The 25264-nt window shown below is 67.6% G+C and carries 16 protein-coding genes, 1 tRNA gene and 1 other RNA gene; 14 read left to right on the top strand and 4 right to left on the bottom strand.

The genetic code is table 11. The annotated features are described in order from the left end of the window. The first annotated feature begins 34 nt into the window (after nt 1–34). The 9 genes from ubiD (at nt 35) to AC56LR_RS04045 (ending at nt 11627) form a co-directional block, all read left to right on the top strand. Nucleotides 35–1519, top strand: coding sequence for a 4-hydroxy-3-polyprenylbenzoate decarboxylase (gene ubiD / locus AC56LR_RS04085; RefSeq protein ID WP_497127736.1), 1485 nt, complete (start codon nt 35–37; stop codon nt 1517–1519). 151 nt (nt 1520–1670) lie between these two features. Next, nucleotides 1671–1769: signal recognition particle sRNA small type (gene ffs, locus AC56LR_RS04080), an RNA gene on the top strand. Nucleotides 1770–1978: 209 nt separating this feature from the next. After that, nucleotides 1979–3433 carry a methyl-accepting chemotaxis protein gene (locus tag AC56LR_RS04075; protein WP_497127734.1) on the top strand — a complete coding sequence of 485 codons (1455 nt, stop codon included), beginning with the start codon at nt 1979–1981 and terminating at the stop codon, nt 3431–3433. Between the two features lie 73 nt (nt 3434–3506). Beyond that, the gene (locus tag AC56LR_RS04070; protein WP_497127732.1) at nt 3507–5654 is read left to right on the top strand and encodes a DNA polymerase III subunit gamma/tau; all 2148 of its coding nucleotides are present in this window, start codon (nt 3507–3509) and stop codon (nt 5652–5654) included. Between the two features lie 49 nt (nt 5655–5703). Continuing rightward, entirely contained in the window at nt 5704–6030 is a 327-nt protein-coding gene (locus AC56LR_RS04065; RefSeq protein WP_259212439.1) for a YbaB/EbfC family nucleoid-associated protein, read from the top strand. A gap of 16 nt (nt 6031–6046) precedes the next feature. Beyond that, nucleotides 6047–6637, top strand: coding sequence for a recombination mediator RecR (recR, locus tag AC56LR_RS04060; protein ID WP_497127729.1), 591 nt, complete (start codon nt 6047–6049; stop codon nt 6635–6637). Between the two features lie 138 nt (nt 6638–6775). Beyond that, a complete protein-coding gene (locus tag AC56LR_RS04055) occupies nt 6776–7921 on the top strand; it encodes a glycosyltransferase family 4 protein (RefSeq protein WP_497127727.1) in 1146 nt (381 codons plus the stop codon). Then, nucleotides 7908–8873 carry a DUF2334 domain-containing protein gene (locus AC56LR_RS04050; protein WP_497127725.1) on the top strand — a complete coding sequence of 322 codons (966 nt, stop codon included), beginning with the start codon at nt 7908–7910 and terminating at the stop codon, nt 8871–8873. Before AC56LR_RS04055 ends, AC56LR_RS04050 begins: the two co-directional genes overlap by 14 nt. Nucleotides 8874–9224: 351 nt before the next feature. Beyond that, nucleotides 9225–11627 carry a penicillin acylase family protein gene (locus tag AC56LR_RS04045; protein WP_497127723.1) on the top strand — a complete coding sequence of 801 codons (2403 nt, stop codon included), beginning with the start codon at nt 9225–9227 and terminating at the stop codon, nt 11625–11627. Between the two features lie 105 nt (nt 11628–11732). Here AC56LR_RS04045 and AC56LR_RS04040 read toward each other — a convergent pair whose 3' ends face one another. From AC56LR_RS04040 to AC56LR_RS04025, 4 genes are all read right to left on the bottom strand, one after another. Beyond that, entirely contained in the window at nt 11733–13898 is a 2166-nt protein-coding gene (locus AC56LR_RS04040; protein ID WP_497127721.1) for a putative bifunctional diguanylate cyclase/phosphodiesterase, read from the bottom strand. 1 nt (nt 13899) lies between these two features. Next, a complete protein-coding gene (locus tag AC56LR_RS04035) occupies nt 13900–16770 on the bottom strand; it encodes a response regulator (protein WP_497127719.1) in 2871 nt (956 codons plus the stop codon). Between the two features lie 209 nt (nt 16771–16979). Then, the gene (locus AC56LR_RS04030; protein WP_497127717.1) at nt 16980–17198 is read right to left on the bottom strand and encodes a YbdD/YjiX family protein; all 219 of its coding nucleotides are present in this window, start codon (nt 17196–17198) and stop codon (nt 16980–16982) included. Further along, complete coding sequence (locus AC56LR_RS04025; protein ID WP_497127715.1) at nt 17198–19264, bottom strand: carbon starvation CstA family protein; 2067 nt, start codon at nt 19262–19264, stop codon at nt 17198–17200. Before AC56LR_RS04025 ends, AC56LR_RS04030 begins: the two co-directional genes overlap by 1 nt. Before the next feature lie 217 nt (nt 19265–19481). On the opposite strand from AC56LR_RS04025, the gene AC56LR_RS04020 reads away from it, so the two are divergent. The 5 genes from AC56LR_RS04020 to AC56LR_RS04000 all read left to right on the top strand — a co-directional run bounded on the left by AC56LR_RS04020 (nt 19482) and on the right by AC56LR_RS04000 (nt 24978). Then, the gene (locus AC56LR_RS04020) at nt 19482–20846 is read left to right on the top strand and encodes a cache domain-containing protein (RefSeq protein WP_497127713.1); all 1365 of its coding nucleotides are present in this window, start codon (nt 19482–19484) and stop codon (nt 20844–20846) included. Further along, nucleotides 20843–21493: a response regulator gene (locus tag AC56LR_RS04015; protein WP_497127711.1), complete on the top strand. Its 651-nt coding sequence runs from the start codon at nt 20843–20845 to the stop codon at nt 21491–21493. The genes AC56LR_RS04020 and AC56LR_RS04015 overlap by 4 nt, the downstream gene beginning before the upstream one ends. 105 nt (nt 21494–21598) lie before the next feature. Beyond that, nucleotides 21599–22771, top strand: a complete 1173-nt coding sequence (locus AC56LR_RS04010) for an HDOD domain-containing protein (protein WP_497127709.1) — start codon at nt 21599–21601, stop codon at nt 22769–22771. 1 nt (nt 22772) lies between these two features. Beyond that, nucleotides 22773–24818 (top strand): putative bifunctional diguanylate cyclase/phosphodiesterase, encoded by a 2046-nt coding sequence (locus AC56LR_RS04005; RefSeq protein WP_497127707.1) that lies wholly within the window; start codon nt 22773–22775, stop codon nt 24816–24818. 70 nt (nt 24819–24888) lie between these two features. Then, nucleotides 24889–24978, top strand: a tRNA-Ser gene (locus tag AC56LR_RS04000). The last annotated feature ends 286 nt before the right edge of the window (nt 24979–25264 follow it).

Genomic DNA, 25264 nt, shown 5'->3' with positions numbered 1-25264 from the left:
AACCTTATACGGTCGAGATAACGATCAAAACTTGATGAAATATTCAGATTTGCGGGACTTTATGGCTCAGCTCGAGAAAATGGGCGAGCTCAAGCGTGTTGGCATTCCGGTATCGCCCCATCTCGAGATGACCGAGGTTTGCGACCGCACGCTGCGTGCCGGCGGGCCTGCGCTGCTGTTCGAAAAACCCACCGGGCACACGATTCCCGTACTGGGCAACCTGTTCGGCACGCCCGGCCGGGTGGCGCTGGGCATGGGTGCCGACGACGTCGGCGAGCTGCGCAAGATCGGCCACGTGCTGGCGCGCCTGAAGGAACCCGAGCCGCCCAAGGGCTTCAAGGACATCATGGGCATGGGCTCGCTCGTGAAAGCGGTGTGGGACATGGCGCCGAAAGAAGTGCGCGGCGCCCCCTGCCATGACATCGTCTGGGAAGGGCAGGACGTCGACCTCGCCAGGTTGCCGATCCAGCATTGCTGGCCGGGCGACATCGCCCCGCTCATTACCTGGGGCCTGGTGATCACCAAGGGGCCGCACAAGAAGCGCCAGAACCTGGGCATCTACCGCCAGCAGGTGCTGGGGCCGAACAAGCTGATCATGCGCTGGCTGGCCCACCGCGGCGGCGCGCTCGACTTCCGCGAGCATGCGCTGGCCAATCCGGGCCAGCCGTATCCGGTGGCAGTCGCCCTGGGCGCCGACCCGGCCACCATCCTGGGCGCGGTCACGCCGGTGCCGGACTCCTTGTCCGAATACCAGTTCGCCGGCCTGCTGCGCGGCCAGCGCACCGTGCTGACCAAGGCCATCGGCAGCGAGCTGCGCGTGCCCGCATCCGCCGAGATCGTACTGGAAGGGCATATCTATCCGGATGCGAACCACCCGTCGGGCTTCGAGCATGCGCTCGAAGGCCCTTATGGCGACCACACCGGCTATTACAACGAGCAGGACAGCTTCCCGGTGTTTACGGTCGACCGGATCACGATGCGGCGCGATCCGATCTACCACTCGACCTATACCGGCAAGCCGCCGGACGAACCGGCCGTGCTGGGCGTGGCGCTGAACGAAGTCTTCATTCCGCTGCTGCAGAAGCAGTTCAGCGAGATCACCGACTTCTATTTGCCGCCGGAAGGCTGCAGCTACCGCATGGCGGTGGTGCAGATGAAGAAGCAGTACGCCGGCCACGCCAAGCGCGTCATGTTCGGGGTCTGGAGCTTCCTGCGCCAGTTCATGTATACGAAGTTCATTGTGGTGGTCGACGAGGACGTGGACGTGCGCGACTGGAAGGAAGTCATCTGGGCCATCACGACCCGGGTCGACCCGACCCGCGATACGGTCATGGTCGACAACACCCCGATCGACTACCTCGACTTCGCCTCGCCGATCAGCGGGCTGGGCAGCAAGATGGGGATCGACGCCACCAACAAGTGGCCGGGCGAGACCAACCGCGAGTGGGGCACGCCGATCGTGATGACGCCGGAGGTGAAGGCGCGCATCGATGGGTTGTGGGGAGAACTCGGGATCTGACCTAGGGTGGTCGGCTATGCCGACCGCGCGTTCAACAAGAGCATGTTCTGCCACTGTGCGTCCGGTGGTTGAACGCGCGGGCGGGAAGACCCGCCCGCCCTACAAAGGCAAGGTCCCCCCAACATTGCCGCCGTGGGGTATAATTGCGGCTGGCGGGCCCCTGCGCATTGTGGCATGGTTAACCTGGTCAGGTCGGGAACGAAGCAGCCAAAGCCGTTCACCGCAAGTGCCGCAGATCAGGCTCGCCTCTTTCCCTTTCTTCCTGCTCGACCCTCTCCTTTTGCATGCGCCCGGCTTTTCCGCCCAAGCGGTGCCCACGTCGCTCTCAAAACTGCAGCAACGCCCATTGTGCTTCGACGTCGCGAACCGGGTTTGTTTCGACAATTTCAATAGATTTCCACATGGAAATTGCCGAATCTGATTGAATACGCATCTTTGCGATTTCATCAGGAGACGAACGTGCAAGAACACAGCGTCGGGCAGGTACTGAAGGCGGGTTACCGCCGTGCGGACCGCTTCATGTGCGGCATCCTATGGGCGCTGTTTGCCCTGGCCCTCGGCATGTCCGGCATGCATGGCACCATGCAGTGGGCGCTGCTCGTGGGCTTGCCGGCGGCGCTGCTTCCGACGCTGGTCATCGTGCTGCATGGCGGCTCGCGGCTGTCGCGCATCGCGGTGGCGGTGGCGATGATGGTGTTTTGCGCGCTGCACATCCACCAGGCGGCCGGACGCACCGAGCTGCATTTCGGGATTTTCGTGCTGCTCGCTTTCCTGCTGTGCTACCGCGACTGGACGGTCATCGTGGTCGCCGCCGCGACCATCGCCGTCCACCACGTCTCCTTTAATTACCTGCAAGAGCTCGGTTTCGGCGTCCTTTGCTTGAGCGAGCCCGGCTTCGGCATGGTGCTCGCGCATGCCGCCTACGTCGTTGCCGAGAGCGCGGCGCTGTGTTTCCTGGCCCTGGTGCTCCAGCGCGAGGCGTTGCAATCGGCCGAGCTGCGGGTCAGCGTGGCCGCCATGTCGAATGCAGGCGGAAAGATCGACCTGCGGCCAAGCGCGCTGCCGGCGGCCAGCGACAGCGGACGCGCTCTGCGCGACGTCGTCGGCCTGCTCGAGAGGGCAATGTCGAGCGTTCAGCACAGTGTCCGGACGACCGCCGCGGCATCGGTCGAGATCGCCGCAGGCAATGCCGAGCTGGCGCAACGAACGACGGCCCAGGCCGCGTCCATCCATGCGACCGTCCGCTCCATGGCCGAGCTGACCGGCACCGTGCGCGAGAACGCCGACCGCGCCCTGGCGGCGAACGAACTGGCCGGGGCCGCCGCCACGGTGGCCGCGCAGGGCGGCGACGTCGTCTCGCGCGCCGTGGAACGCATGGCGGCCATCGACGCATCCTCGCGCAAGATCGCCGACATCATCGCGGTCATCGACGGCATTGCCTTCCAGACCAATATCCTGGCCCTGAACGCCGCCGTCGAGGCCGCCCGCGCCGGGGAGCAGGGACGCGGCTTTGCCGTCGTCGCCAGCGAAGTGCGCAACCTGGCGCAGCGCTCGGCCCTTGCTGCGCGCGAAATCAAGGCCTTGATCGGCGAATCGGTGTCCGAGGTCGAGTCCGGCAGCAAGCTGGTACGCCAGGCCGGCGCCACCATGGAACAGGTGGTGGGCAGCGTGCGCCAGGTGTCGGCCCTGATCGCCGGCATCAGCAACGCCAGCCGCGAGCAGGCCGGCGGGATCGCCGCGATCGGCGAGGCCATCAATGCGATGGATGCCTCGACCCGCGACAATGCGCGCCTGGTCGAGCAGGCCGCCAGCTCGGCCGATTCGCTGGAAGAGCAGGCGCGCCACCTGGCCGAGGTGGTCAGCGTCTTCCGCCTGAATGGGCTGGACGCCAGTGCGGCACTGGCGATCCGCTGAAGCAGCCTTGAAGTTGTTGCCGGGCACGCCGCGGATTGTCCGCGGCGGCCGCCAACTGCGGTAAAATCCCGGCATGTCCTATCAAGTCCTCGCCCGCAAATACCGTCCCAAGAACTTCGACACGCTGGTTGGCCAGGAGCACGTCGTCCGTGCCCTGACCCATGCGTTGAAAACCGGCCGCCTGCACCATGCCTACCTGTTCACGGGCACGCGCGGGGTCGGCAAGACCACGCTGTCGCGCATCCTGGCCAAGTCGCTCAATTGCGTCGGCCCGGACGGGCAGGGCGGCATCACGCCCGAGCCCTGCGGCGTGTGCGAAGCCTGCCGAGCGATCGACGCCGGGCGCTTCGTGGACTATATCGAGATGGACGCGGCCTCCAACCGCGGCGTCGACGAGATGGCGCAACTGCTGGAACAGGCGGTGTACGCGCCGAGCAATGCGCGCTTCAAGGTCTATATGATCGACGAGGTGCACATGCTCACCAACCACGCGTTCAATTCGATGCTGAAGACGCTCGAGGAACCGCCGCCGCACGTCAAATTCATCCTGGCCACCACCGACCCGCAGAAGATCCCGGTCACGGTGCTGTCGCGCTGCCTCCAGTTCAACCTCAAGCAGATGCCCCCCGGCCATATCGTCGGCCACCTCGAGAACATCCTCGGGCAGGAAGGCGTGACGTTCGAGCAGCCGGCCCTGCGCCTGCTGGCGCAAGGCGCGCACGGCTCGATGCGCGACGCGCTCTCGCTGACCGACCAGGCCATTGCCTACGCCGCCGGCCAGGTCACGCTGGAAGCGGTGCAGGGCATGTTAGGGGCGCTCGACCAATCCTACCTGGTGCGCCTGCTCGATGCGCTGCTGGCGCAGGACGGCGCCGACCTGATGGCGGTGGCCGACGAAATGGCCAGCCGCAGCCTGTCGTACAACGGCGCGCTGCAAGACCTCGGCACCCTGCTGCACCGGATCGCGCTGGCCCAATCGGTGCCGGCGGCCGTGCCGCAAGACCTGCCGGAGCTCCCCGACATCCTGCGCCTGGCGGGCAGTTTTGATGCCCAGGAAGTGCAGCTGTATTACCAGATCGCCGTCCACGGCCGCAACGAGATCGGCCTGGCGCCGGACGAATACGCGGGCTTTACCATGACGCTGCTGCGCATGCTGGCCTTCCGTCCGGGGCAGGGCGGTGGGGAACCGCCTGCGGTGGCGGCACCTGCTCCGGCCCCGGCGGCGCGCGCCGCGGCGGTGGCCGCTGCCAGCCACGCGGCGGTGGCGCCGGCGCGACCGGCTCCGGCTTCGTTCGCCCCGCCTGCGTCGCCTGCTCCTGCGCCGGTTCGTCCAGCGCCGCCAGTCCAATCGGCGCCGCCTGCCACGCCAGGCGCCAGCCCGGCGCCGGCCATGACCTCGGCCCGCGCCGCGATCAACGCGGCGCTGGAAGCGGCCCGCGCCGCCTCCGGGCGTCCCGGTGGCGGTGGCGGCGCGCGTCGTCCCGCGCCGGAAGCACCGGCGCCGGCCCCAGCCGCGCCGCCCTCCGCACCCGGCCCGTCGGCAATCATGCCGCAGGCCCCGGCCGCGAGCGCGGTCCCGGCGGCCGCGCCACCTTGGGACAGCGGCCAGCCGCAAGCTGCCGCACCAGCGCAGCCGCAGGCGCGCATGGGCGCCGCGCCCGCCGAAGACGAGCCGCCGTCCTGGGTCACCGAATTTTCCGACGATACGGCGCTGGCCGCCGATGCGCCGGCAGTCACTGCCGCGCCCGTGCAGTCGGCCGCGCCGGTGCGCGCCCCGGCCAGGCCGCCGCACGCCTATGTCGTCACCCCGGTCCCGGCGATCGGCTGGGACGGCAACTGGCCGGCCCTGGCCGCCAGCCTGCCGCTGCGCGGCGTCTCGCAGCAGCTGGCGCTGCAGACCGAGCTGATCGAATGCGTCACCCACGACAACGCGGCGACCTTCCGCCTGCGCGTGCCGGTCGACACCCTGCGCGCCAGCGGCAACAGCGAAAAGCTGACCGCCGCGCTGCAGGAACATTTCCCGTCAGTGCGCGTGGCGATCGATACCGAGATCGGCCCGACCTGGTACACGGCCGCGGCCGAAGCCAAGGCCGACCGCGAGGAGCGCCAGCGCCAGGCCGAAGCCATCGTCGCCGCCGAGCCCTTCGTGCAGGCCATGGAACAAAGCTTCGGCGCCTTCGTCGTGCCCGGCTCGGTGAAGCCGGCCGCGCCCGCAGCCTGATCCGCATTCAGACCCACCCCATTCAACGGAACTTTTGGAGACCCAGACCATGATGAAAAACCAGCTCGCAGGCTTGATGAAACAGGCGCAAGCCATGCAGGACAACATGAAGAAAGCCCAGGAGCAGCTCGCCCTGGTCGAAGTCGAAGGCCAGTCGGGCGCCGGCCTGGTAAAGGTCGTCATGACCTGCAAGAACGACGTCAAGCGCGTCACCATCGACCCGTCGCTGCTGGGCGACGACCGCGACATGCTGGAAGACCTGGTCGCGGCCGCCTTCAACGACGCGGTGCGCAAGGCCGAGGCAACCTCCGCCGAAAAGATGAGCGGCCTGACCGCCGGCATGCCGATGCCGCCGGGCTTCAAGATGCCGTTCTGAGCGGGCAAGAGACGCCATGTCCAAGTCGCTCGACTTCCTGACCGAGGCATTGCGGCGCCTGCCGGGCATCGGTCCGAAGTCGGCGCAGCGCATGGCTTTCCACCTGCTGCAGCATGACCGCGAAGGCGCGGCCATGCTCTCGCGCGCGCTCTACCAGGCAGTGGACACCGTGCACCACTGCGCCATGTGCAATACCTTCTCCGACACCGAAGTGTGCGACCTGTGCGCCGACGAAGCGCGCGACCGTGCGCTGCTGTGCGTCGTCGAAACCCCTGCCGATCAATTGATGATCGAGCAGACCATGACCTTCAAGGGCCTGTACTTCGTGCTGATGGGACGGCTCTCGCCGCTCGACGGCATCGGTCCGCGCGACCTGCACCTCGACAAGCTGGTCGGGCGCGCCACGGACGGCGTCGTCGCGGAAGTCGTGCTGGCCACGAACTTCACCAACGAGGGCGAAGCGACCGCCCACTACATCAGCGAGATGCTCAAGGCGCGCGGCCTGAAGGTCAGCCGCCTTGCCCGCGGCGTGCCCGTCGGCGGCGAGCTCGAGTATGTCGACGCCGGCACGATAGCGCGCGCCATGCTCGATCGCCGCAGCGCATAATCCACTGCATGAGACCCGGTAGCAGGGACCGCTGAACCTTGCCTGCATGCCGCACCTGGGTAGCCTGACTGTGTGCCTGCGTGCGCGCAAGCCTGGCGATCGGACCGCTGCTATCTTGGGATTTTCAGCGGACCCACCATGCATCTCGTCGACATCACGATGTTCTACGCGGCCGAAGGCGGCGGCGTCAGCACCTACCTGAACGCCAAGGCCCGCTGGCTGGCGCGCTATGGCTGGGCGCGCCATACCATCTGCAGTCCCAACGTCACCGATGACGAAGACGGCTGCGGCCTGCCCAGGCTGGTGCGGGTGCCGGCGGTGTCGCTGCCCGGCATCAACGGCTACCGCATGCCCGTATCGGTGGCGTCCGCGGCGCGGCGCCTGCGCGCGGCCCGGCCAGACCTGATCGAGGCGGGCGACGCCGGCCACAGTGCCTGGGCGGCGCTGCGCCTGCGCCAGGAACTCGGCATCCCGGCGATCGCCTTCTACCATTCCGACCTGCCGCGCCTGATGCAAAACCGTTTCGGCGACGCTATTTCTCAGGGCAGCTGCAAATACCTGGCCCACCTCTACCGCGAGTTCGACACTGTGCTCGCCCCGAGCCTGCTGATGGTGCACCAGCTGGCCGACATGGGCGTGACCCACGCGCTGCACCAGCCGCTGGGCATCGACAGCGAGATCTTCCACCCGAAGCGCCGCAGCCAGACCCTGCGCGCCGAACTCGGCCTGTCCCACGACACGCGGCTGCTGGTCTACGCGGGGCGCTTCACCGCCGACAAGAAGCTGCCGCTGCTGGTCGAGGCCGTGGGCAAGCTCGGCCCGCCTTACCACCTGCTGCTGGTCGGGGGCGGGGCGCCGCTGCCGGCGCATCCGCAGCTGAGCATCCTGCCCTTCAAGCGCGACCAGCGTGCGCTGGCGCGGGTGCTGGCCAGCTGTGACCTCCTGGTGCATCCGGGCGACTGCGAAACCTTCGGCCTGATCGTGCTCGAGGCCATGGCCTGCGGCCTGCCGGTGGTGGGCACCAGGGCGGGCGGGGTCGCCGAGCTGGTCGATGACGACACCGGCATCCTGGCGCGCCCCAACGACGCCGACAGCCTGGCCGGCGCGATCGAAGCCATCTACGGCCGCGACATGGCGCGCCTCGGCGCCAATGCAAGGCGCAAGGCGCACGAACACTACGACTGGAAACAGATCTTCCCGCAACTGATGCACCGCTACGGCAGTTTGCTGGCGGCGCGTCCGGGTGCGCCGCGGGCCGTGGAGCGCTTCTGTGTCAGCGACTGAAAGCCGTCATCCGCAGGGGATTGCCGCCATCTATGCATCTGCGCATATCCATGCGGCCGGTGGCGCCGGCCGGCGGGCGCTGTGCGTGTCGATCCACGATGTGGCCCCGGCGACCTGGGACGAGTGCGCCCGCCTGGCCGGCGCCATCCGCGAGGTCGCCGGCATCCCGCTGACCTGGCTGGTGGTGCCGCATTACCACCGCGCCGGCGGCGACCTTGCGCGCATGGAGGCGGGACTGGAACGCATGCTGGCAGCGGGCGACGAACTGGCGCTGCACGGCTATACCCATCTCGACACGGCGCCGCGCGGCCGTGGCGTGGCCGAACGGTTTTTCCGCGGCGCCTATACCCACGAAGGCGAGTTCGCGGCGCTCGACGCCGGTGAAGCCGCGCGCCGCATCGGGCTGGGCCTGGACTGGTTCGCCGAGCGCGGCTGGCCGGTGCGCGGCTTCGTGCCGCCGGCCTGGCTGATCGGGGAGGGCGCCTGGGAAGCCCTGCGCGGCTTCGATTTCGATTACACGACCACTTTCCGGAGTTTCCACCTGCTGCAGCGCCCGCCGGAAGGCGCCTGGGTGGCCGGGCAATCGGATGCACCACGATTATCGGCGCCACCCTCCGTGCTATCCCCTTCGCTGGTCTACGCCGCGCGCAACCGCAGCGGGCGCCTGGCCTCGCCCGTGCTGGCCGACCTGCTGGCCTTCGCGCTGGACACGCAGCCGCTGATCCGCCTCGGCCTGCATCCGCCGGACCTGCGCTATCCGCGCCTGCTGCGCCATGCCCAGGCCACGGTCGCGCGCCTGCTGGCGACGCGATCCGCCATGACCAAGGCTGCTTTCGCCCAGAGTCTATTTACCACGGTCCCCAATAGCCACCGCCCCGCCAGTGACGCGAGCCCCATCCGCCATAGAAGGACGGACTATTGCCGATCTGGCGCAGCTCCTCGCGCGTACTGAGCTGCAGCACGCACTGGCGCCATGGGTCGCTGCCGGACGTGTAGCCCAGGCCTGTACAGGCCGGACCGTAGATTGCCATCATCTGGGCCATCTCCGCCTGCATGCGCTCGGCACGCTGTTGCGGCGTGGTGCATGCCGCCAACGCAAGCGTCAAAGCCAATACCGGGATTGTCGAAAATCGCATGATTGCCTCCTGTGCCCGCCGTCCTGGCGTCGCGAATCAAGTATAGGGCTGCGGGCCCTGACCCGTCGCGGGTAAATCAATCGTGCACGGCCTTTGTAACGCTCTCTGTCCGCCCGGACAAGGAATTTTCTGGCAAGATATTCCCCCTAAAAACACGGAGAACACGCATGCGTCAGCGCCGCTGGAAGACCTGGACCCTGCGCACCCTGGCCGGCCTCCTGCTGCTCGCGCTGCTCGCGGCCGCCGGCGCCTGGCTCTACCTGCGCGCCAGCCTGGCGCAGCTGGAGGGCGAGCACCGTGCACCCGGCTTGTCCGCCCAGGTGACGGTCGCGCGCGACGCCGCCGGCGTGCCCTTGATCAGCGGGTCGAGCCGCGCGGACGTCGCCTATGCCACCGGCTTCGTGCATGCCCAGGAACGCTTCTTCCAGATGGACTTGCTGCGCCGTACCGCGGCCGGCGAACTGGCCGAGCTGTTCGGCCCGCGCGCGCTGCCGATGGACCGCGGTCACCGCCTGCACCGCTTCCGCGCCCGCGCGCAGCTCGCCTTGGCCCGCCTGCCGGCAGCCGAACGCGCTTTGCTGGAACGCTATGTCGCCGGCATCAATGACGGTGTGAAGGCGCTGGGCGCCCAACCTTTCGAATACGCCCTGACCGGCGCCGAGCTGCGCCCGTGGAGCGCGGCCGATTCACTCCTGGTCGTGTGGGCGATGTATCTCGACCTGCAGAACAACCAGGAGCCGCGCGAGCTGGCGCGCGGCTGGCTGCGCGAGCACAGCGATGCCGCCCAGCTGGCCTTCCTGCTGCCCGAGGCCAGCAGCTGGGACGCCACGCTCGACGGCGGCGCGGCGCCCGCGCCGGCCCCGATTCCCGCCCGCGCCCCTGCCTGGTGGGGAAAGGCCGTAGCCCCGGACGCATCGCAGCAGCTCGCCGGCGCCACCTATGTGGACTCTGTCGGCAGCAACAACTATGCGGTGTCCGGCAGCCGCAGCGCCAGCGGCGCGGCCATCGTGTCCGACGACATGCACCTGGGCCTGCAGCTGCCCAATATCTGGTATCGCGTCGCGCTGCGCTACCCGGATGCCCAGGGCAGGCAGCGCCGCATCGTCGGCGTCAGCCTGGCGGGCGCGCCGCCGGCGGTCATCGTCGGCAGCAACGGGCAGGTTGCCTGGGCCTTCACCAACAGCTATGCCGACCTGGTCGACCTGGTGGCATTGGGCAGCGATGCTTCGCGTCCCGGCCAGGTGCGCACGCCAGGCGGATGGGAGACCCCGGTCAGCCACGTCGAGATGATCGCCGTGAAGGGCGCGCCGGCGGATCGCTTCGTGGTGCGCGACACCTCGCTCGGCCCGATCCGCGAGGTGGGCGCGCGCCAGTACGCGCTGCACTGGATCGCCCACGATCCGGCCGCGCTCAACCTCAACCACCTGAAGCTCGAGACCGCGGCGAATGTCGACGAGGCGCTGTCGATCGCCGCCAGCGACGGCATCCCGGCGCAGAATTTCGTGGCTGGCGACGCTGCGGGAAACATCGGCTGGACCATCGCCGGCCTGCTGCCGCAGCGCGCCACCGCGCCGGTAGCCACCACCTTTCCATTAAATGCGGAAGGACCCGTCGCGACCTGGAATGCCTTGCTGCCGCCCGCACGCTATCCGCGCGTGGTGAACCCCGCCGACGGCCAGCTCTCGACCGCGAACAGCCGCCAGCTGATGAACGAGGGCGCGGCCCTGATCGGCGACGGCGGCTTCGACATCGGCGCCCGCAACCGCCAGCTGCTTGACGCCCTGCGCGCGCTCGGACCCAGGACCGGCGTGCGCCAGGTGTTCGACGTGGCGCTCGACGACCGGGCCCTGTTCGTGGCGCGCTGGCGCGACCGGGCGCTGGCGGCACTGGACGCGCAGGCGCTGGAAGGCCATCCGGCGCGCGCCGAATTTCGCCGCCTGCTGGAGACCAGCTGGAATGGCCGCGCCAGCGTCGATTCCGTGGGCTTCCGCCTGGCGCGCGGCTATATGTGGGGACTGCACGACGTTTTCTACGGCGGCGCCGGCAAGGCGATGCGTGAACTCGGCCGGACGGTCACGCCGGTGTCGGCATCGAGCCGCTGGCCGGACGTGATTGCACGCCTGCTGGAGGCGCGGCCGGCCGGCTGGCTGCCGCCGGGGTATGCCGACTGGCGCGCGGTGGAGCTGGCGGCGGTGGACCGGGTGATCCGCGACCTGACCAAAGACGGCAAGCCGCTCTCCCAGGCCACCTGGGGAGCGCGTAATACGGCGTCGATCGGGCATCCGATCGGGATGGCGGTGCCGGCGCTGAAATCGTGGTTGTCCGCGCCTGCCGACCAGCTGGCGGGGGACGCCAACATGCCGCGCGTGGCCGGGCCGACCTTCGGGCAATCGGAGCGCATGACGGTGTCGCCGGGGCGGGAAGAGGAGGGCTTGTACAACATGCCGGGTGGGCAGAGCGGGCATCCGCTGTCGCCGTTTTTCCTGGCGGGGCATAAGGAGTGGGCGCAGGCGAAGCCGGTGCCGCTGCTGCCGGGGACGCCACAGTACACGCTCAGACTTTCCCCGTAGGGTGGGCGGCTATGCCGCGCGTTCAAATCACGGTGCTGCTGCCCGCGCGGCTGCTCAAATCCTGACTATCACCGCGCGGGCGGCGAAGCCGCCCACCCTACAAGATCACTTCGCCGGCAGCGCCAGCCGCTCCGGCAGCAACAAGGGCGTCTTCAACATTCCGGTAATATCATCCGCATTCGACGGATGACCCAGGAAGTAACCCTGCACCATATCGCAGCCATACTGCTCCAGCATCAGCAGCTGCTCGCCGGTCTCCACCCCCTCGGCCACCACCACCATCTTCAGCCCGTGCGCCATCGCGATGATGGCGCGCGTGATCGCGGCGTTCTCCGAATCCTGCGGCAGGCCGTTGATGAAGCTGCGGTCGATTTTCAAGGCGCGCACGTCGAAGCGCTTCAGGTAGTTCATCGACGAGTAGCCGGTGCCGAAGTCGTCGATCGACAGGTAGACGCCGATGCCGCGCAGGCGTTCCAGCGTGACCATGGTGGCGCGCGCGTCGTCCATCAGCGTGCCTTCGGTGAGTTCGAGCTCCAGCAGGCGCGGTTCCAGCCCGGCGTCGAGCAGGGCCGAATGCACCATCTGCGACAAATTCTCGTCCTTGAACTGGCGCGCCGACAGATTCACCGCCATGCGCAGCGTGCGCTGGGACAGGCGCTGCCAGGTACGCGCCTGACGGCAGGCGGTGCGCAGCACCCATTCGCCGATCGGCACGATCAGGCCGGTCTCCTCGGCCAGCGGGATGAATTCGGTCGGCGGCACCAGCCCGCGCTCGGGATGGCGCCAGCGCACCAGGGCTTCCACGCCGACGATCTCGGACGTGCGCACGTCGCGTTGCGGCTGGTACACCAGATACAGCTCGTCGTTCTGCAGCGCGCGGCGCAGGCCCACTTCGAGCTTCACGTGGCTCATGATCTGCATGGTCAGCGAGGAGCTGTACAGCTTCGCGTTGTTCTTGCCGCAGTTCTTGGCGTGGTACATCGCGGTGTCGGCGAACTTCAGAAGAGAGCCGCAATCGTCGCCGTCTTCCGGGAACAGCGAGATGCCGATGCTGGCGGTGACGAAAATCTCGTTGCCCTCGATGAGGAAGGAGCGACGCATCGCCTCCTTGACGCGGGTAGCCACGTTCAGCGCATGCTCGACCCGCTCCAGGTCGGGGATCAGGATGGTGAACTCGTCGCCGCCCAGGCGCGCCAGGTTCGAGGCGCTGCTCGCCGCGCCTTCGCCGCGCGACACCAGGTCGCTCGGGCGGGTAGTCTCGCGCAGGCGTTCGGACACCATCTTGAGCAGCGCGTCGCCCGCATTGTGGCCGAGCGTGTCGTTGATGCGCTTGAAGGCGTCCAGGTCCATGAACAGCACCGCGAACTTCTTGTTGCCGATCTTCGAGCGCTGCAGCTCGCGCTCGAGCGTCTCCAGGAAAGCCTGGCGGTTCGGAATGCCGGTCAGGCTGTCGCAATAGGCCAGGCGCCGGATCTGTTCTTCGGCGCGCTTGCGCTCGCTGATGTCGCGCACCAGGCCCAGTACCTGCGAGGCGCTGGTGGCCACCAGCCGCGCCTCGAAATGCTGCGATTCGCCGCAGTGTTCGAGTTCGTATTCCACCGAGCGCACCTGCTGGGTGGTGAGCACGGCGCGCATCTGCTCCAGCATCCGGGTGGCGATATCGGCCGGCAGCACGTCGCCGATATGCTTGCCGATGCAGTGCTGCGCCTGCTGCTGGGCGGGAGCGCGCCCGCGCCCGGGCTGCTCCTGTCCCGGCTCGTAATCGAGGTAGAAGCCGTCGCGATCCAACCGGAAGAAGGTGTCGGGGATGGCGGCCAGCACCGCGCGGTTCTGGGCGTCGGCAATGCGCAGGCGCGCGATGGCGTCGCTCGCACGCAGCACGTACAGCACGCGGTGGCCCAGGATCGGCCAGTTGATCGGCTTGGAGATGAAGTCGGTCGCGCCCATCTCGTAGGCGCGCGTGACCGCTTCCAGGTCGTCGCCGCCGGTGACCATCACGATCGGCACGCTGGCGCTGTCGCCGCCGCTGGCCGCCTCAATGCGGCGGATCGCTTCGCAGGCGGCAAAGCCGTCCATGCGCGGCATCTCGACGTCCATCAGGATCAGGTCGGGCGAGCGGCTTTGCGCCAGCTCGACCGCCGCCACGCCATCGGGCGCCTCGATCGCGTCCAGCCCGACCTGGGCCAGCATCTCGAGCATCAACAGGCGCATGACCGGATCGTCGTCTGCGACCAGTACCGTGCCGCGCTTCAGGGGAGAGGAGGATCGCATCTCAGGTTTCCTTTTCAAGCATGGCGTGAAGCGAATGGCGTACCGACTGGAATTCGTGCTCCATGTCGGCGAGGATGCGGTCGGCCCCATCGACGGTCTCGGCGCGTCCGAGCTGTTCGAGCTCCTTGCACAGCGTCGCCAGCCGCGCCGCGCCGATATTCGCGCTGGACGACTTCAGGCCATGGGCCACGCGGCGCACGCTGCCGGCGTCATCCCCGGCGACGGCCTGGCGCAGCGTCGCCAGGTGCCTCGGCGTGTCGCCCATGTAGGCGGCAATCACCTTCTGCACCAGCGCATCGCCGCCGTCGCGGCTCAGCGCCCGGATGTTTTCCAGCGCCGCGCGGTTGACCGCTTCGCGCTGGATCACCTCGACGCTCTCCGGCGGCAGGCGCGGCGGGAGGTCGTCGTGGTGGGTGGTGGCGGCCAGCGGCACCGCCAGCCAGCGGCCGATGACGGCGGCCAGCTGCTGCTGGGTGAAGGGCTTGGACAGGTAGTCGTCCATGCCGGCGGCCAGGCAGGCTTCGCGGTCGCCCTGCAGGGCGTTGGCCGTGATCGCGATCACCGGCAGCGTGCGCGCGCGGCCCGCTTCGCGCTCGTGGCGGCGGATCGCGGCAGTGGCGGCAAAGCCGTCCATGACCGGCATCTGGCAATCCATCAGCACCGCATCCCAGCTGGCGTCGCGCACCGCCTGCAGCGCTTCCTGGCCGTTGCGCGCGCAATGCGCCTCCATGCCCAGGCTCTCGAGCATGGCCTTGGCCACTTCGACGTTGACCGGATTGTCCTCGGCCAGCAGCACGCGGCGCGCGCGTGCGCGCTTGGCCGGGCGCGCCGCGGCGCCGTCAAGCGGCGCCGCGCGCTGCAGGTGCGCGCTGGTGGCCGGCGCAACCGACCAGGCCGGCCCCTCGGCCGGTGCCGGCGCCGAGGGCGCGTTCAGGCGCGCCGCGCAGGCCGCCAGGCAGGCATACAGGTCGGCGCCTCTGGCCGGCTTGACCAGCTGGTAGGCCACGCCGGCGTTGCGCCGCTGCACCGGGTCGGCCGCCTGGCGCTCGGGGCTGATCAGCACCAGGTGGGTGGCGCGCACCGCCGCCTCGGCCTTGATCGAGGCGGCCAGCGCCAGGCCGCTGGTGTGCGTCAGCTCCATGTCGAGGACGGCCGCGTCGTAGGGCCGCCCGGCCTTGGCAGCATTGAGCAGGCGCTCGTAGGCCCCGGCCGCGGTGGCCGCGCCGTCGGCGGTGGCGCGCCAGGCCTGCAGCTGCTGGACCACGTCGAGACGGCTCGATTCGTCTTCGTCGACGATCAGCACGCGCAGGTTTTCCAGGGTGTGCTGGCGGTGGCCGGGCGCGTCCGGATCGACGCGGCGCTTGTCGAAGCTCACCGTGAACCAGAAGATTGAGCCGCGCGTGGGCGCGTTGTCGACGCCGATGGCGCCTTTCATCAGCTCGACCAGCTGCTTGGAAATCGCCAGCCCCAGGCCGGTGCCGCCGTAGCGCCGGGTGGTGGAATCGTCGGCCTGCGAGAAGGCTTCGAACAGGCGCGCGCGGGCTTCGCGCGAGATGCCGATGCCGGTGTCGTGTACCTCGAAGCGCAGCACCACCGACTGCGTGTCTTCGCCCGCCACGCGCACCCGCGCCAGAATCCGGCCCTGGTCGGTGAACTTGATGGCGTTGCCCAGCAAATTGGCCATGATCTGGCGCAGCCGGTTCGGGTCGCCGCAGATCGCCACCGGAATGTCGTTGGCGATGTCGAAGTCGAAGCCGATGCCCTTGGAAGCCGCCTGCGGGGTGTAGACGTTGTGGATGTCGTCCAGCAGGTCCCACAGGTTGAAGTTGATGTACTCGATGGTCAGCTTGCCGGCCTCGATCTTCGAGAAGTCCAGGATGTCGTTGATGATCACGAGCAGATGTTCGCCCGAGCGCTTGACCAGGGTGGTGTAGTTGCGCTGGGCGTCGGTGAGCTGCGTGGCGAGCAGCATTTCCGTCATCCCCAGCACGCCGTTCATCGGGGTGCGGATCTCGTGGCTCATGGTGGCGAGGAAAGCGCTCTTGGCGCGGCTCGCGGCTTCGGCGGCGTTTTTCGCTTTTTCCAGCTGCTCGGTGCGCACGCCGACCTGGCGTTCGAGCTCGTCGCGGTGATGCAGCAGGGCCGCGCCGCGGTCCTCGATTTGCGCCATCATGGTGTTGAAGCTGTCGATCAGCTGGCCCAGCTCGTCGGTGCGCTGGTGGGCGATGCGCAGGCTGTAGTTCTGGCTGGTGGAGACCTTCTGCGCCGCCTGGATCAGCTTGGTCACCGGTTCGGCGATCGCGCGCTTGAAGCGGCCCGCCATCGCGATCGACACCAGCAGCGACGCCAGCATGGCCAGGCCCATGATCGCCAGCCCGGCCAGGATGTCGATCCAGGTCGAGACCAGGTCGGTCTCGATCATGATCACGCCTACCTGCAGCTCGCCGTCGAGCACCGGCTGGTACAGGCTGAGCTTGCGCGACACCAGCTGCTGGCCCTGCGCGTTGGCGCCGTCCAGGGCGGCGCTGTCGACGCCGTCCAGGGCGCCCGGTTTGGCGTCCTTGTCGACCGGGTACCAGGCGAAGGGCTGGCCGTGGCGGTCGTAGAGCACGGCCGACGAGATCTCGCGCTTGGCGCCAAGGGCGGCCAGGGCGGCGGTGGCGCGCTTGCGGTCGCGCAGCAGCAGGTCGTCGGCACTGGTGGCCCCGATCACCTTGGCAAAGGTCGCCAGCTGCATGGCCTCGGTCTGGCGATGATTGGCCACCGAGGTCGCGGCAAACGCAACGAACACGCACAGCAGCGCGGTCGCCGTCGAGAGCAGCGAGATGATGGTCAGCTTCTGGTTCAGGCTGGAGCGCTCGAAGTTCGGCATTCTGATCCCGCAGGCACGGCGGAGCGGTCCTGCTTCGGACGAAACAGAACCTCCTTTGCGGAATGCAAATTCCCGCAAGAAAAAAATATACGTTTAAGGGGGGAGGGGGGCGTTGACGGAAGTCAACATAGGGAAGGTGAAGTGTGGGGGCGCGCCGGCAAAAAGAAAGGACGCCTCGGCGTCCCTTCTCTTCGATCAATCAGCAGGCATCAGCAACAGGTCGCCCGCTTCCCCCCGTACCTGGCCTCCTGGCGCTCGCGGAAAAACTCTTCGTAGCTCATCGGCGTCTGGTCCGGATGGGTACGTTCCATGTGCGCCAGATAGGTGTCGTACTCGGGCAGGCCGACCATCAGGCGCATGCTCTGCCCCAGGTATTTGCCGGCCTGCTTGGTTGCCTGAACGCCGGCATCTACCAGGTCGCTGAACATCACTGCACCTGCGGGGTAGGCATGGCGACGTAGGCGGTTTCTTTCGCGGTCGGGGTATTGTTGTTACGGGCGGCCAGGACGGTACGGATACCGTAGACCAGCACCGCCAGCACCACGAACATGAAGAAGCCGGCCAGCGTCGCATTGACGTAATCGTTGAAGATGATGCGCTCCATCTGGTCGAGCGACTTGGCCGGCGCCAGCACCGTGCCGGCGTCGTGCGCGGCCTGGAACTTGTTGGCGTGGGCCATGAAGCCGACCTTCGGGTTGGCATCGAAAATCTTCTGCCAGCCGGCGGTCAGCGTGCAGGCCAGCAGCCACAGGGTCGGCACGACCGTGATCCACGCATACTGCGCGCGCTTCATCTTGAACAGCACGCAGGTGCCCAGCATCAGCGCGATACCGGCCAGCATCTGGTTGGCGATGCCGAACAGCGGCCACAGGGTGTTGATGCCGCCCAGCGGATCGACCACGCCCTGGTACAGGAAGTAGCCCCAGGCCGCCACGCACAGGCCGGTCGCCAGCAGGTTGGCCGGCAGCGACTCGGTGCGCTTGAGCGAGGGTGCAAAGGCGCCCAGCAGATCCTGCAGCATGAAGCGGCCCGCGCGGGTGCCGGCGTCGACGGCGGTCAGGATGAACAGCGCCTCGAACAGGATCGCGAAGTGGTACCAGAAGGCCATCATGGCCTGGCCGCCGACCACGTTCGACAGGATGTGGGCCATGCCCACGGCCAGGGTCGGAGCGCCGCCGGCGCGCGAGATGATGGTGTGCTCGCCGACGTCGCGTGCCATCTGTTCCAGTGTTTCAGGCGTGATCACGAAGCCCATCTGCGATACGGCCGCGGCAGCCGTCTGCGCGGTGGTGCCCAGCACGGCGGCCGGGCTGTTCATGGCGAAGTAGACGCCCGGGTCGATGGTCGACGCGGCCACCAGCGCCATGATCGCCACGAACGATTCCATCAGCATGCCGCCATAGCCGATCAGGCGCGCATGGGTTTCGTTCTCGATCATCTTCGGCGTGGTGCCCGAGGAGATCAGCGCGTGGAAGCCCGACACCGCGCCGCAGGCGATGGTGATGAACAGGAAGGGGAACATGTTGCCCGACCAGACCGGGCCGGAGCCGTCGATGAACTTGGTGACCGATGGCATGCGCAGGTCCGGGGCGACGATCAGGATGCCGATCGCCAGCGCCACGATGGTGCCGATCTTCAGGAAGGTCGACAGGTAGTCGCGCGGCGCCAGCAGCAGCCACACGGGAATCACCGAGGCGACGAAGCCGTAGCCGATCAGCATCCAGGTCAGTTCGGTGCCGGTGAAGGTGAACATCGGGCCCAGGGTAGGGGAGTCGTGCACCCACTGGCCGCCGATGATGGCCAGCATGAGCAGCACGAAGCCGATGATCGAGATTTCGCCGATGCGGCCCACGCGCACGTAGCGCGAGTACAGGCCCATGAACAGCGCGATCGGAATGGTGGCCATCACGGTGAAGGTGCCCCAGGGCGAGCCGGTGAGCGCCTTCACGACGATGAGCGCGAGCACCGCCAGGATGATCACCATGATCATGAAGGTGCCCAGCAGCGCGATCAGGCCCGGGATCTCGCCCATTTCGGACTTGATCAGGTCGCCCAGCGAGCGGCCGTCGCGGCGGGTCGACATGAACAGCACGATGAAGTCCTGGACGGCGCCGGCAAAGACGACGCCGGCCAGGATCCACATCATGCCGGGCAAATAGCCCATCTGGGCCGCCAGCACGGGGCCGACCAGCGGGCCGGCCCCGGCAATCGCGGCGAAGTGGTGGCCGAACAGCACGTATTTATTGGTCGGGACATAGTCCAGGCCGTCGTTGTACTTGTAGGCCGGGGTCTGGCGCGTGGCGTCCAGGCCCAGCGCCTTGTAGGCGATGAACCTGCTGTAGAAGCGGTAGGCGATCAGGTAGACGCAGACGGCGGCGGCGACAATCCAGATCGCATTGATGGTTTCACCGCGCTTGACGGCGATGAACCCGAGCGAAAAGGCGCCGAGGACCGCAAGCGCGGCCCAGCCGAGCGTGCTCGACATTCGTTTCATGGTGCTCCTCCGAAGATGGAATGATTCTTGTTTTGACCGGCAGCGTGACCTGATGGAGCACGTGTACCGGCGGTTTTTTGACAGCGTACCGCGGAGTATGTTGCATGATTATCAGCACCACAAGCGCATGATTACGCAGCCACTCCGTAGTAGTACGCAGGCCGATTGGCCCGTTCCGCCTTAGAATAGATGTCTTGGAGTAATGGGAGTGTGGGACATGCGGCTGAGGCAGAAGGTCATCGTGCTGGCGATCGCGCCGCTGATCGTGGCCCTGTGCGCGATCGCCCTGTTCGTGCGCCAGCAGGCCGCCGAGCTGGCCCAGCAGCAGCGCGCCACCATCCAGCGCGCTTACCTGGCCAGCAAGGAAGCCGAGCTGCGCCATTACGTGGCGCTGGCCACCCAGTCGATCGGCCACCTGGTGCGTTCGGGCCGCGACGACCCCGCCACCCTGAGCGAGGCGAAGCGCATCCTGGGTGCCTTGAGCTTCGGCGACGACGGCTATTTTTTCGTCTACGACATGCAGGGCCGCAACCTGATGCACCCGCGCCAGCCCGAGCTGGTGGGCACCGAGATGTGGAACTGGGTCGACGCCAACGGCACCCCCACCATTCAGCGCCTGATCGAGCGTGCGCGTGCCGGCGGCGGCTTTCACCGCTACACCTGGGCCAAGCCATCGTCGAACCAGCAAGCTCCCAAGCTCGGCTACGTGGTGCCGGTGGCGAACTGGGGCTGGGTGATGGGCACCGGCATCTACCTGGACGACGTGGAAAGCGCCCTGGCCCAGGTCGACGCCCAGCAGTCGCGCAACATCGAGGAAACCCTGCTGTGGATCGCCGGGCTGGCGATCCTGGCATCGTGCGCGGTGGCCGGCGCCGGCCTGGCCCTGAATTTGCGCGAGCTGCGCGTGGCCGACGCCAAGCTGAAAGCCCTGGCCCAGCGCGTGGTCGAATCGCAGGAAGAGGAGCGGGCGCGCCTGTCGCGCGACCTGCACGACGGGATCAGCCAGGCGCTGGTCTCCGTCAAGCTGCAGCTGGAAGCCGGCATCATCCGCCTGGCCGGCAGCGAAGAGCAGCAGCTGGCCGCCCGCGCCAACCTGGACCGCACCGTGGAGCAGGTGAAGTCGGTGCTGGGCGAAGTGCGCCGCATCTCGCACGACCTGCGCCCGGCGCTGCTCGACGACCTGGGCCTGGCGCCGGCGCTCGAGCACCTGGCCGGTGAATTCGGCCAGGACAGCGGCACCCCGGTGCGCTTTCGCGTGGAAGGCGCGGTCGACGCGCTGCCCGAGATGGCCGGCACGGTACTGTTTCGCATCGCGCAGGAGGCCCTGACCAACGCCGAACGCCACGCCGGCGCGCGCAGCATCGAGATGCTGCTCCGCCGCAGCCGCCGCTGCCTGAGCCTCACCGTGGCGGACGACGGCGCCGGTTTCGACGCCGACAGCGTGGCCGTGCACCCGCAGCGCGGCATCGGCCTGCGCAACATGATGGAACGGATGGAGGCAATCGGCGGCACTCTGGCCATCGACTCGTCGTCCCAGGGCACCCGCGTGGTGGCCAGCATCGACCTGAAGGAACACGCATGAACCAGAACGAGACCACCATCCTGCTGGTAGACGACCACCCCCTGGTGCGCGACGGCCTGCGCGCCCGGCTCGAAGCCGCGCCGCACCTGCGCGTGGTGGGCGAAGCCGGATCGAGCCAGGAAGCGCTCGAGCAGGTCGGCCTGTGCCGTCCGGACCTGGTACTGATGGATGTGAACATGCGCGGCGGCAGCGGCATCGAGGCCACCGCGCTGCTGACCGGGCGCTATCCCGGCATCGCGGTGCTGATCCTGTCGATGCACGACAAACCCGAATACGTGACCCAGGCCATGGGAGCCGGCGCGCGCGGCTATGTGCTCAAGGACGCGCCGGGCAAGGACATCGTGCTGGCGATCGACACCGTCATGGGCGGCGGCATCTATTACTCCGCCGCGCTGGCGCGCCAGCTGGCCGGCCCGTTGGCCATGGCCCCCGGCTCCACGCCCGGCAGCCTGACCCTGCGCGAGCAGGAAGTCCTGCGCCACATCGCCACCGGCCAGTCGAACAAGCAGATCGCGCGCGACCTCGACCTATCGGTACGCACGGTGGAAACCCACCGTCTGAACATCAAGCGCAAACTGGGCATCGAAGGGCAGGCGGAGCTCATCCGTTTTGCGGTCCAGCGTGCCGGATTCGATGAATCTGCCTAAGAATGCACAAACTTGTCGTAAAATGTATCCGTATGGAAACAAAAGGTGTTGCTTTCTGATAATCGGTGCAATAAGATTGATCGAATATCACTGAGAGCCCCCACAATGGCCGAGCTGGACCCCCACCCATTTCCGCTGGTAGCAGTCGATCCGGTCGCCAATGGGCAGAACGAATGGGTCGCGCTGTGCCTGCACGTATCAGGCGAGGCCGACCCGTCGCAGCGCCTGCAGACCCTGTTCGGCACGCCCGACCTGCTGACCGCGATCGCGCCGCTCGACGGCCTGGTCATGCTCGACCATCCATCCGCCCTTACGCCGCCGGTGCTGGCCCTGATGCCAACGAACCGCATCGGCTTCGTCATCGCCGCCGGCGCATTGTTGGAGGAGGGCGTCCCGCGCCACCTGGCCGAACTGCACGAGATTGGCTACCGTATCTGGCTCGACGGCGCAGCGCCCCCGGGCGTGGCCCTGCCGTCTTCACTGCGCAGCAGCGCGCGCGACTGCGCTTTGGACGCGCCGCCTCCGGGCCGCTTGACGGCGCTGTTCGGACCGCACCTGGCGCGCCGCGTCGACAGCGCCCAGCGCCTCGAAGCCTGCGCGGCCGCCGGCTTCGACTGGTTCAGCGGCGACTATCCCTACGACCCGCTGCTCGCCGGCAGCCAGGCCCACGACGGCACCTCGCGCCGCCGCATCCTGACGCTGCTTGGCCTGCTGTCGCGCGACGCCGATTCGCGCGACATCGAACTGCAACTCAAGCAGGACCCGGCGCTGTCCTTCCACCTGCTCAAGCTGGTGAATTCGGCGGCGTTTGCGGTGAGCACCCAGATCACCAGCTTCAACCAGGCCATCAACCTGCTGGGGCGGCGCCAGCTGCAGCGCTGGCTGCAATTGCTGCTGTACGCGCGCCAGCAGCCGGACGGCTTGCCCAACCTCTTGCTGCCGCTGGCCGCCCGCCGCGGCGCGCAACTCGAAGCCCTGTGCACGCTGGACGGCGGCCCGCGCGACGAATGCGACCTGGCCTTCATGACCGGCGTGTTCTCGCTGCTCGACCGGCTGCTGCACATGCCGATGACGGACATCGTCGCCGACCTGCAGTTGCCGCCGCACGTCTCGGGCGCGCTGCTCGCGCGCAGCGGCAAGCTGGGCGCCTGGCTGCGCATGACCGAATCCCATCCATCGAGCGGCGAGCTCGATGCGGCGGGCATCGACCCCGCCGACTGGTGGATCAGCCAGTTGAACGCCTATCACTGGGCCATCCAGGTCGGCCGGAATGTCTGACATGCCCGAAGCCCTCTCCCTGGACGCATCGCCCGACTTCATCGGCGGCTCGAACGCCGTCTGCGACGCCGTGCTGCGCTTGCGCGGCGGCGCCCTGCACGAGACGCTGGGAGCGATCGCGGCCGGTTTGCTGGGCAGCCCCCTGGGTCGCTTCCTGCCCAGCGCCGCCGTCGCCGCACCGATCGGCGCCAGCCCCGCGCTGCGCCAGGTCGTGGCCGGCGTGGCCGAGCAGTTCGGCGTGTACGAAGTGGCAGGGAAGGGCAGCTATTCGCTTGACGACGCGCAGTTGCTGGCGGGCCTGGCCCGGCTGACCGCATCGCTGATGCAGGTGCACTCGCTGGCCCAGCGCTCGACCCACGCCTACGCGCAGATGGAAGCCCAGCTCGCGCACCAGTCGCAGATCCTCGACCAGATCCACGAATCCGTGCTGACGATGGACCAGACGGGCTATATCACCAGCTGGAACCGCGGCGCCGAAGAGCTGTTCGGCTACACCGCGCTGGAAGCTATCGGCCGCAACATCCTGTTCCTGTACGCCGACGAAGACGAGAGCTTCCACGACGTGTTCGCGGAGCAGGGCGGGCGCATGATGGAGGTAAAGCGCCGCAAGAAGTCGGGCGAGGTGTTCTGGGCCAGCCTGTCGCTGTCGCTGCTGCGCGACATGGCCGAACGCCCGATCGGCCTGATCGCCTACCTCACCGACATCACCGAGCGCAAACAGGCCGAGGAACAGCTGCACCACCTGGCCTATTACGACGAACTGACCGGCCTGCCGAACCGCACCCTGTTCGCGCGCCTGGTCGACCAGGCCCTGATGGTCGCCCAGCGCAACGAAGCCACCGGCTGCGTGCTGTTCGTCGACCTGAACCGCTTCAAGCGCATCAACGACACCCTGGGCCGCCGCATCGGCGACGAGCTGCTGCGCCAGGTCGCCCAGCGCCTGCGCGCTACCTTGCGCGACGAAGACGTGGTGGCGCGCCTGTCCGGCGACGAATTCGCGGTCGGCCTGTTCGACATCCGCCAGCACTTCGAGGCGACCACCGTCGCGCAAAAGCTGCAGGCTTCGCTCGATGCGCCTTTCCTGATCGCCGGCCACGACCTGCGCGTGGGCGCCAGCATCGGCATCAGCGTCTACCCGCAGGACGGCGGCGACGCCGAGACTCTGCTGGGCCTGGCCGATATCGCGATGGAAAGGGCCAAGCAGGCGGCCGACAATCCGGACCGCAGCGTCGCCTTCTTCAGCCAGGACATGAACCAGGGCATGCAGGAACGCATGCGCATCGAGTCCGACCTGCGCCACGGTCTGGGCAATGGTGAACTGATCCTGTACTACCAGCCGAAGTTCGAGATCGGCAGTGGCCGCATCGTCGGCGCCGAAGCGCTGGTGCGCTGGCTGCATCCGACCCGCGGCCTGGTGCCGCCGAGTGAATTCATCCCGCTCGCCGAAACCACGGGCCTGATCGTGCAGGTGGGCGAATGGGTGCTGGAACAGGCCTGCGCCCAGGCCGCGATCTGGCAGCGCGCCGGCGTACCGCCTTTCCGCCTGGCGGTGAACGTCTCGGCGCGCGAGTTCACGCCGACCCTGCCGGCGCGCGTGGCCGACACGCTGCTGCGCTACCAGCTGGACGCGTCTTGGCTGGAACTGGAGATCACCGAAAGCACCTTGATGCACGACTTCGAGCGCGTGACCACCATCATGGACCGCATCACGGAGCTGGGCGTGTCGCTGTCGCTGGACGATTTCGGGACCGGGTATTCGAGCCTGTCTTACCTGAAGCGCTTCCCGATCCACACCTTGAAGATCGACCGCTCGTTCACGACCGGGATTCCGCTCGATCCGAGCGACTGCGCGATTGCGGGGACCATCATCAGCATGGCGCGCAAGCTGAATTTGCGCGTGATTGCGGAGGGAGTGGAGACCCTGGAGCAGCTCGAGTTCCTGCGCGAGGCGGGGTGTGATGAGGTGCAGGGCTACTTGTACAGCAAGCCGGTGCCGGCGTTTGACTTCGAGCGCAGCTTGCGGGAGAACTGGCTGCTGGTGAGCTGACTGCAGCCGGCCCGGCGGCGGATTTGTCCTGTCCGGCGGGGATGATTTATGTATAATGCCAGTTCCTCAAGGAAGCGTGGCCGAGTGGTTGAAGGCAGCAGTCTTGAAAACTGCCGACGGGGGAACCCGTTCGTGAGTTCGAATCTCACCGCTTCCGCCAAGTTCCTGAAAAAAGCCCCACGTGTTGGGGCTTTTTTTCGTCTTCGACGAACAACTTGGGAAGTAATGTCCTTCCATTGATTGGCCATTCGTGCTGTTATAAATGCTGAATCACGCGACGTCGACTTACGCTTCTATGATGAGTGAAGCTGCAAGATGCGCTGTCATCCCCGTGTTCGTCTCCCTATTCTCGGTTTATGCAACGAGGGTTTTTGAATGGATAGGGCGACGAGTTTTTCGTGTGAATGCATATGGCATAAGACATCGATGGGAAGTCACGGTCTCAA

This window comes from Telluria sp. ZT3P39, assembly GCF_059685935.1.
Note: the sequence above shows the minus strand (reverse complement) of the source record. Positions and strands in the feature narration are given on the sequence as shown.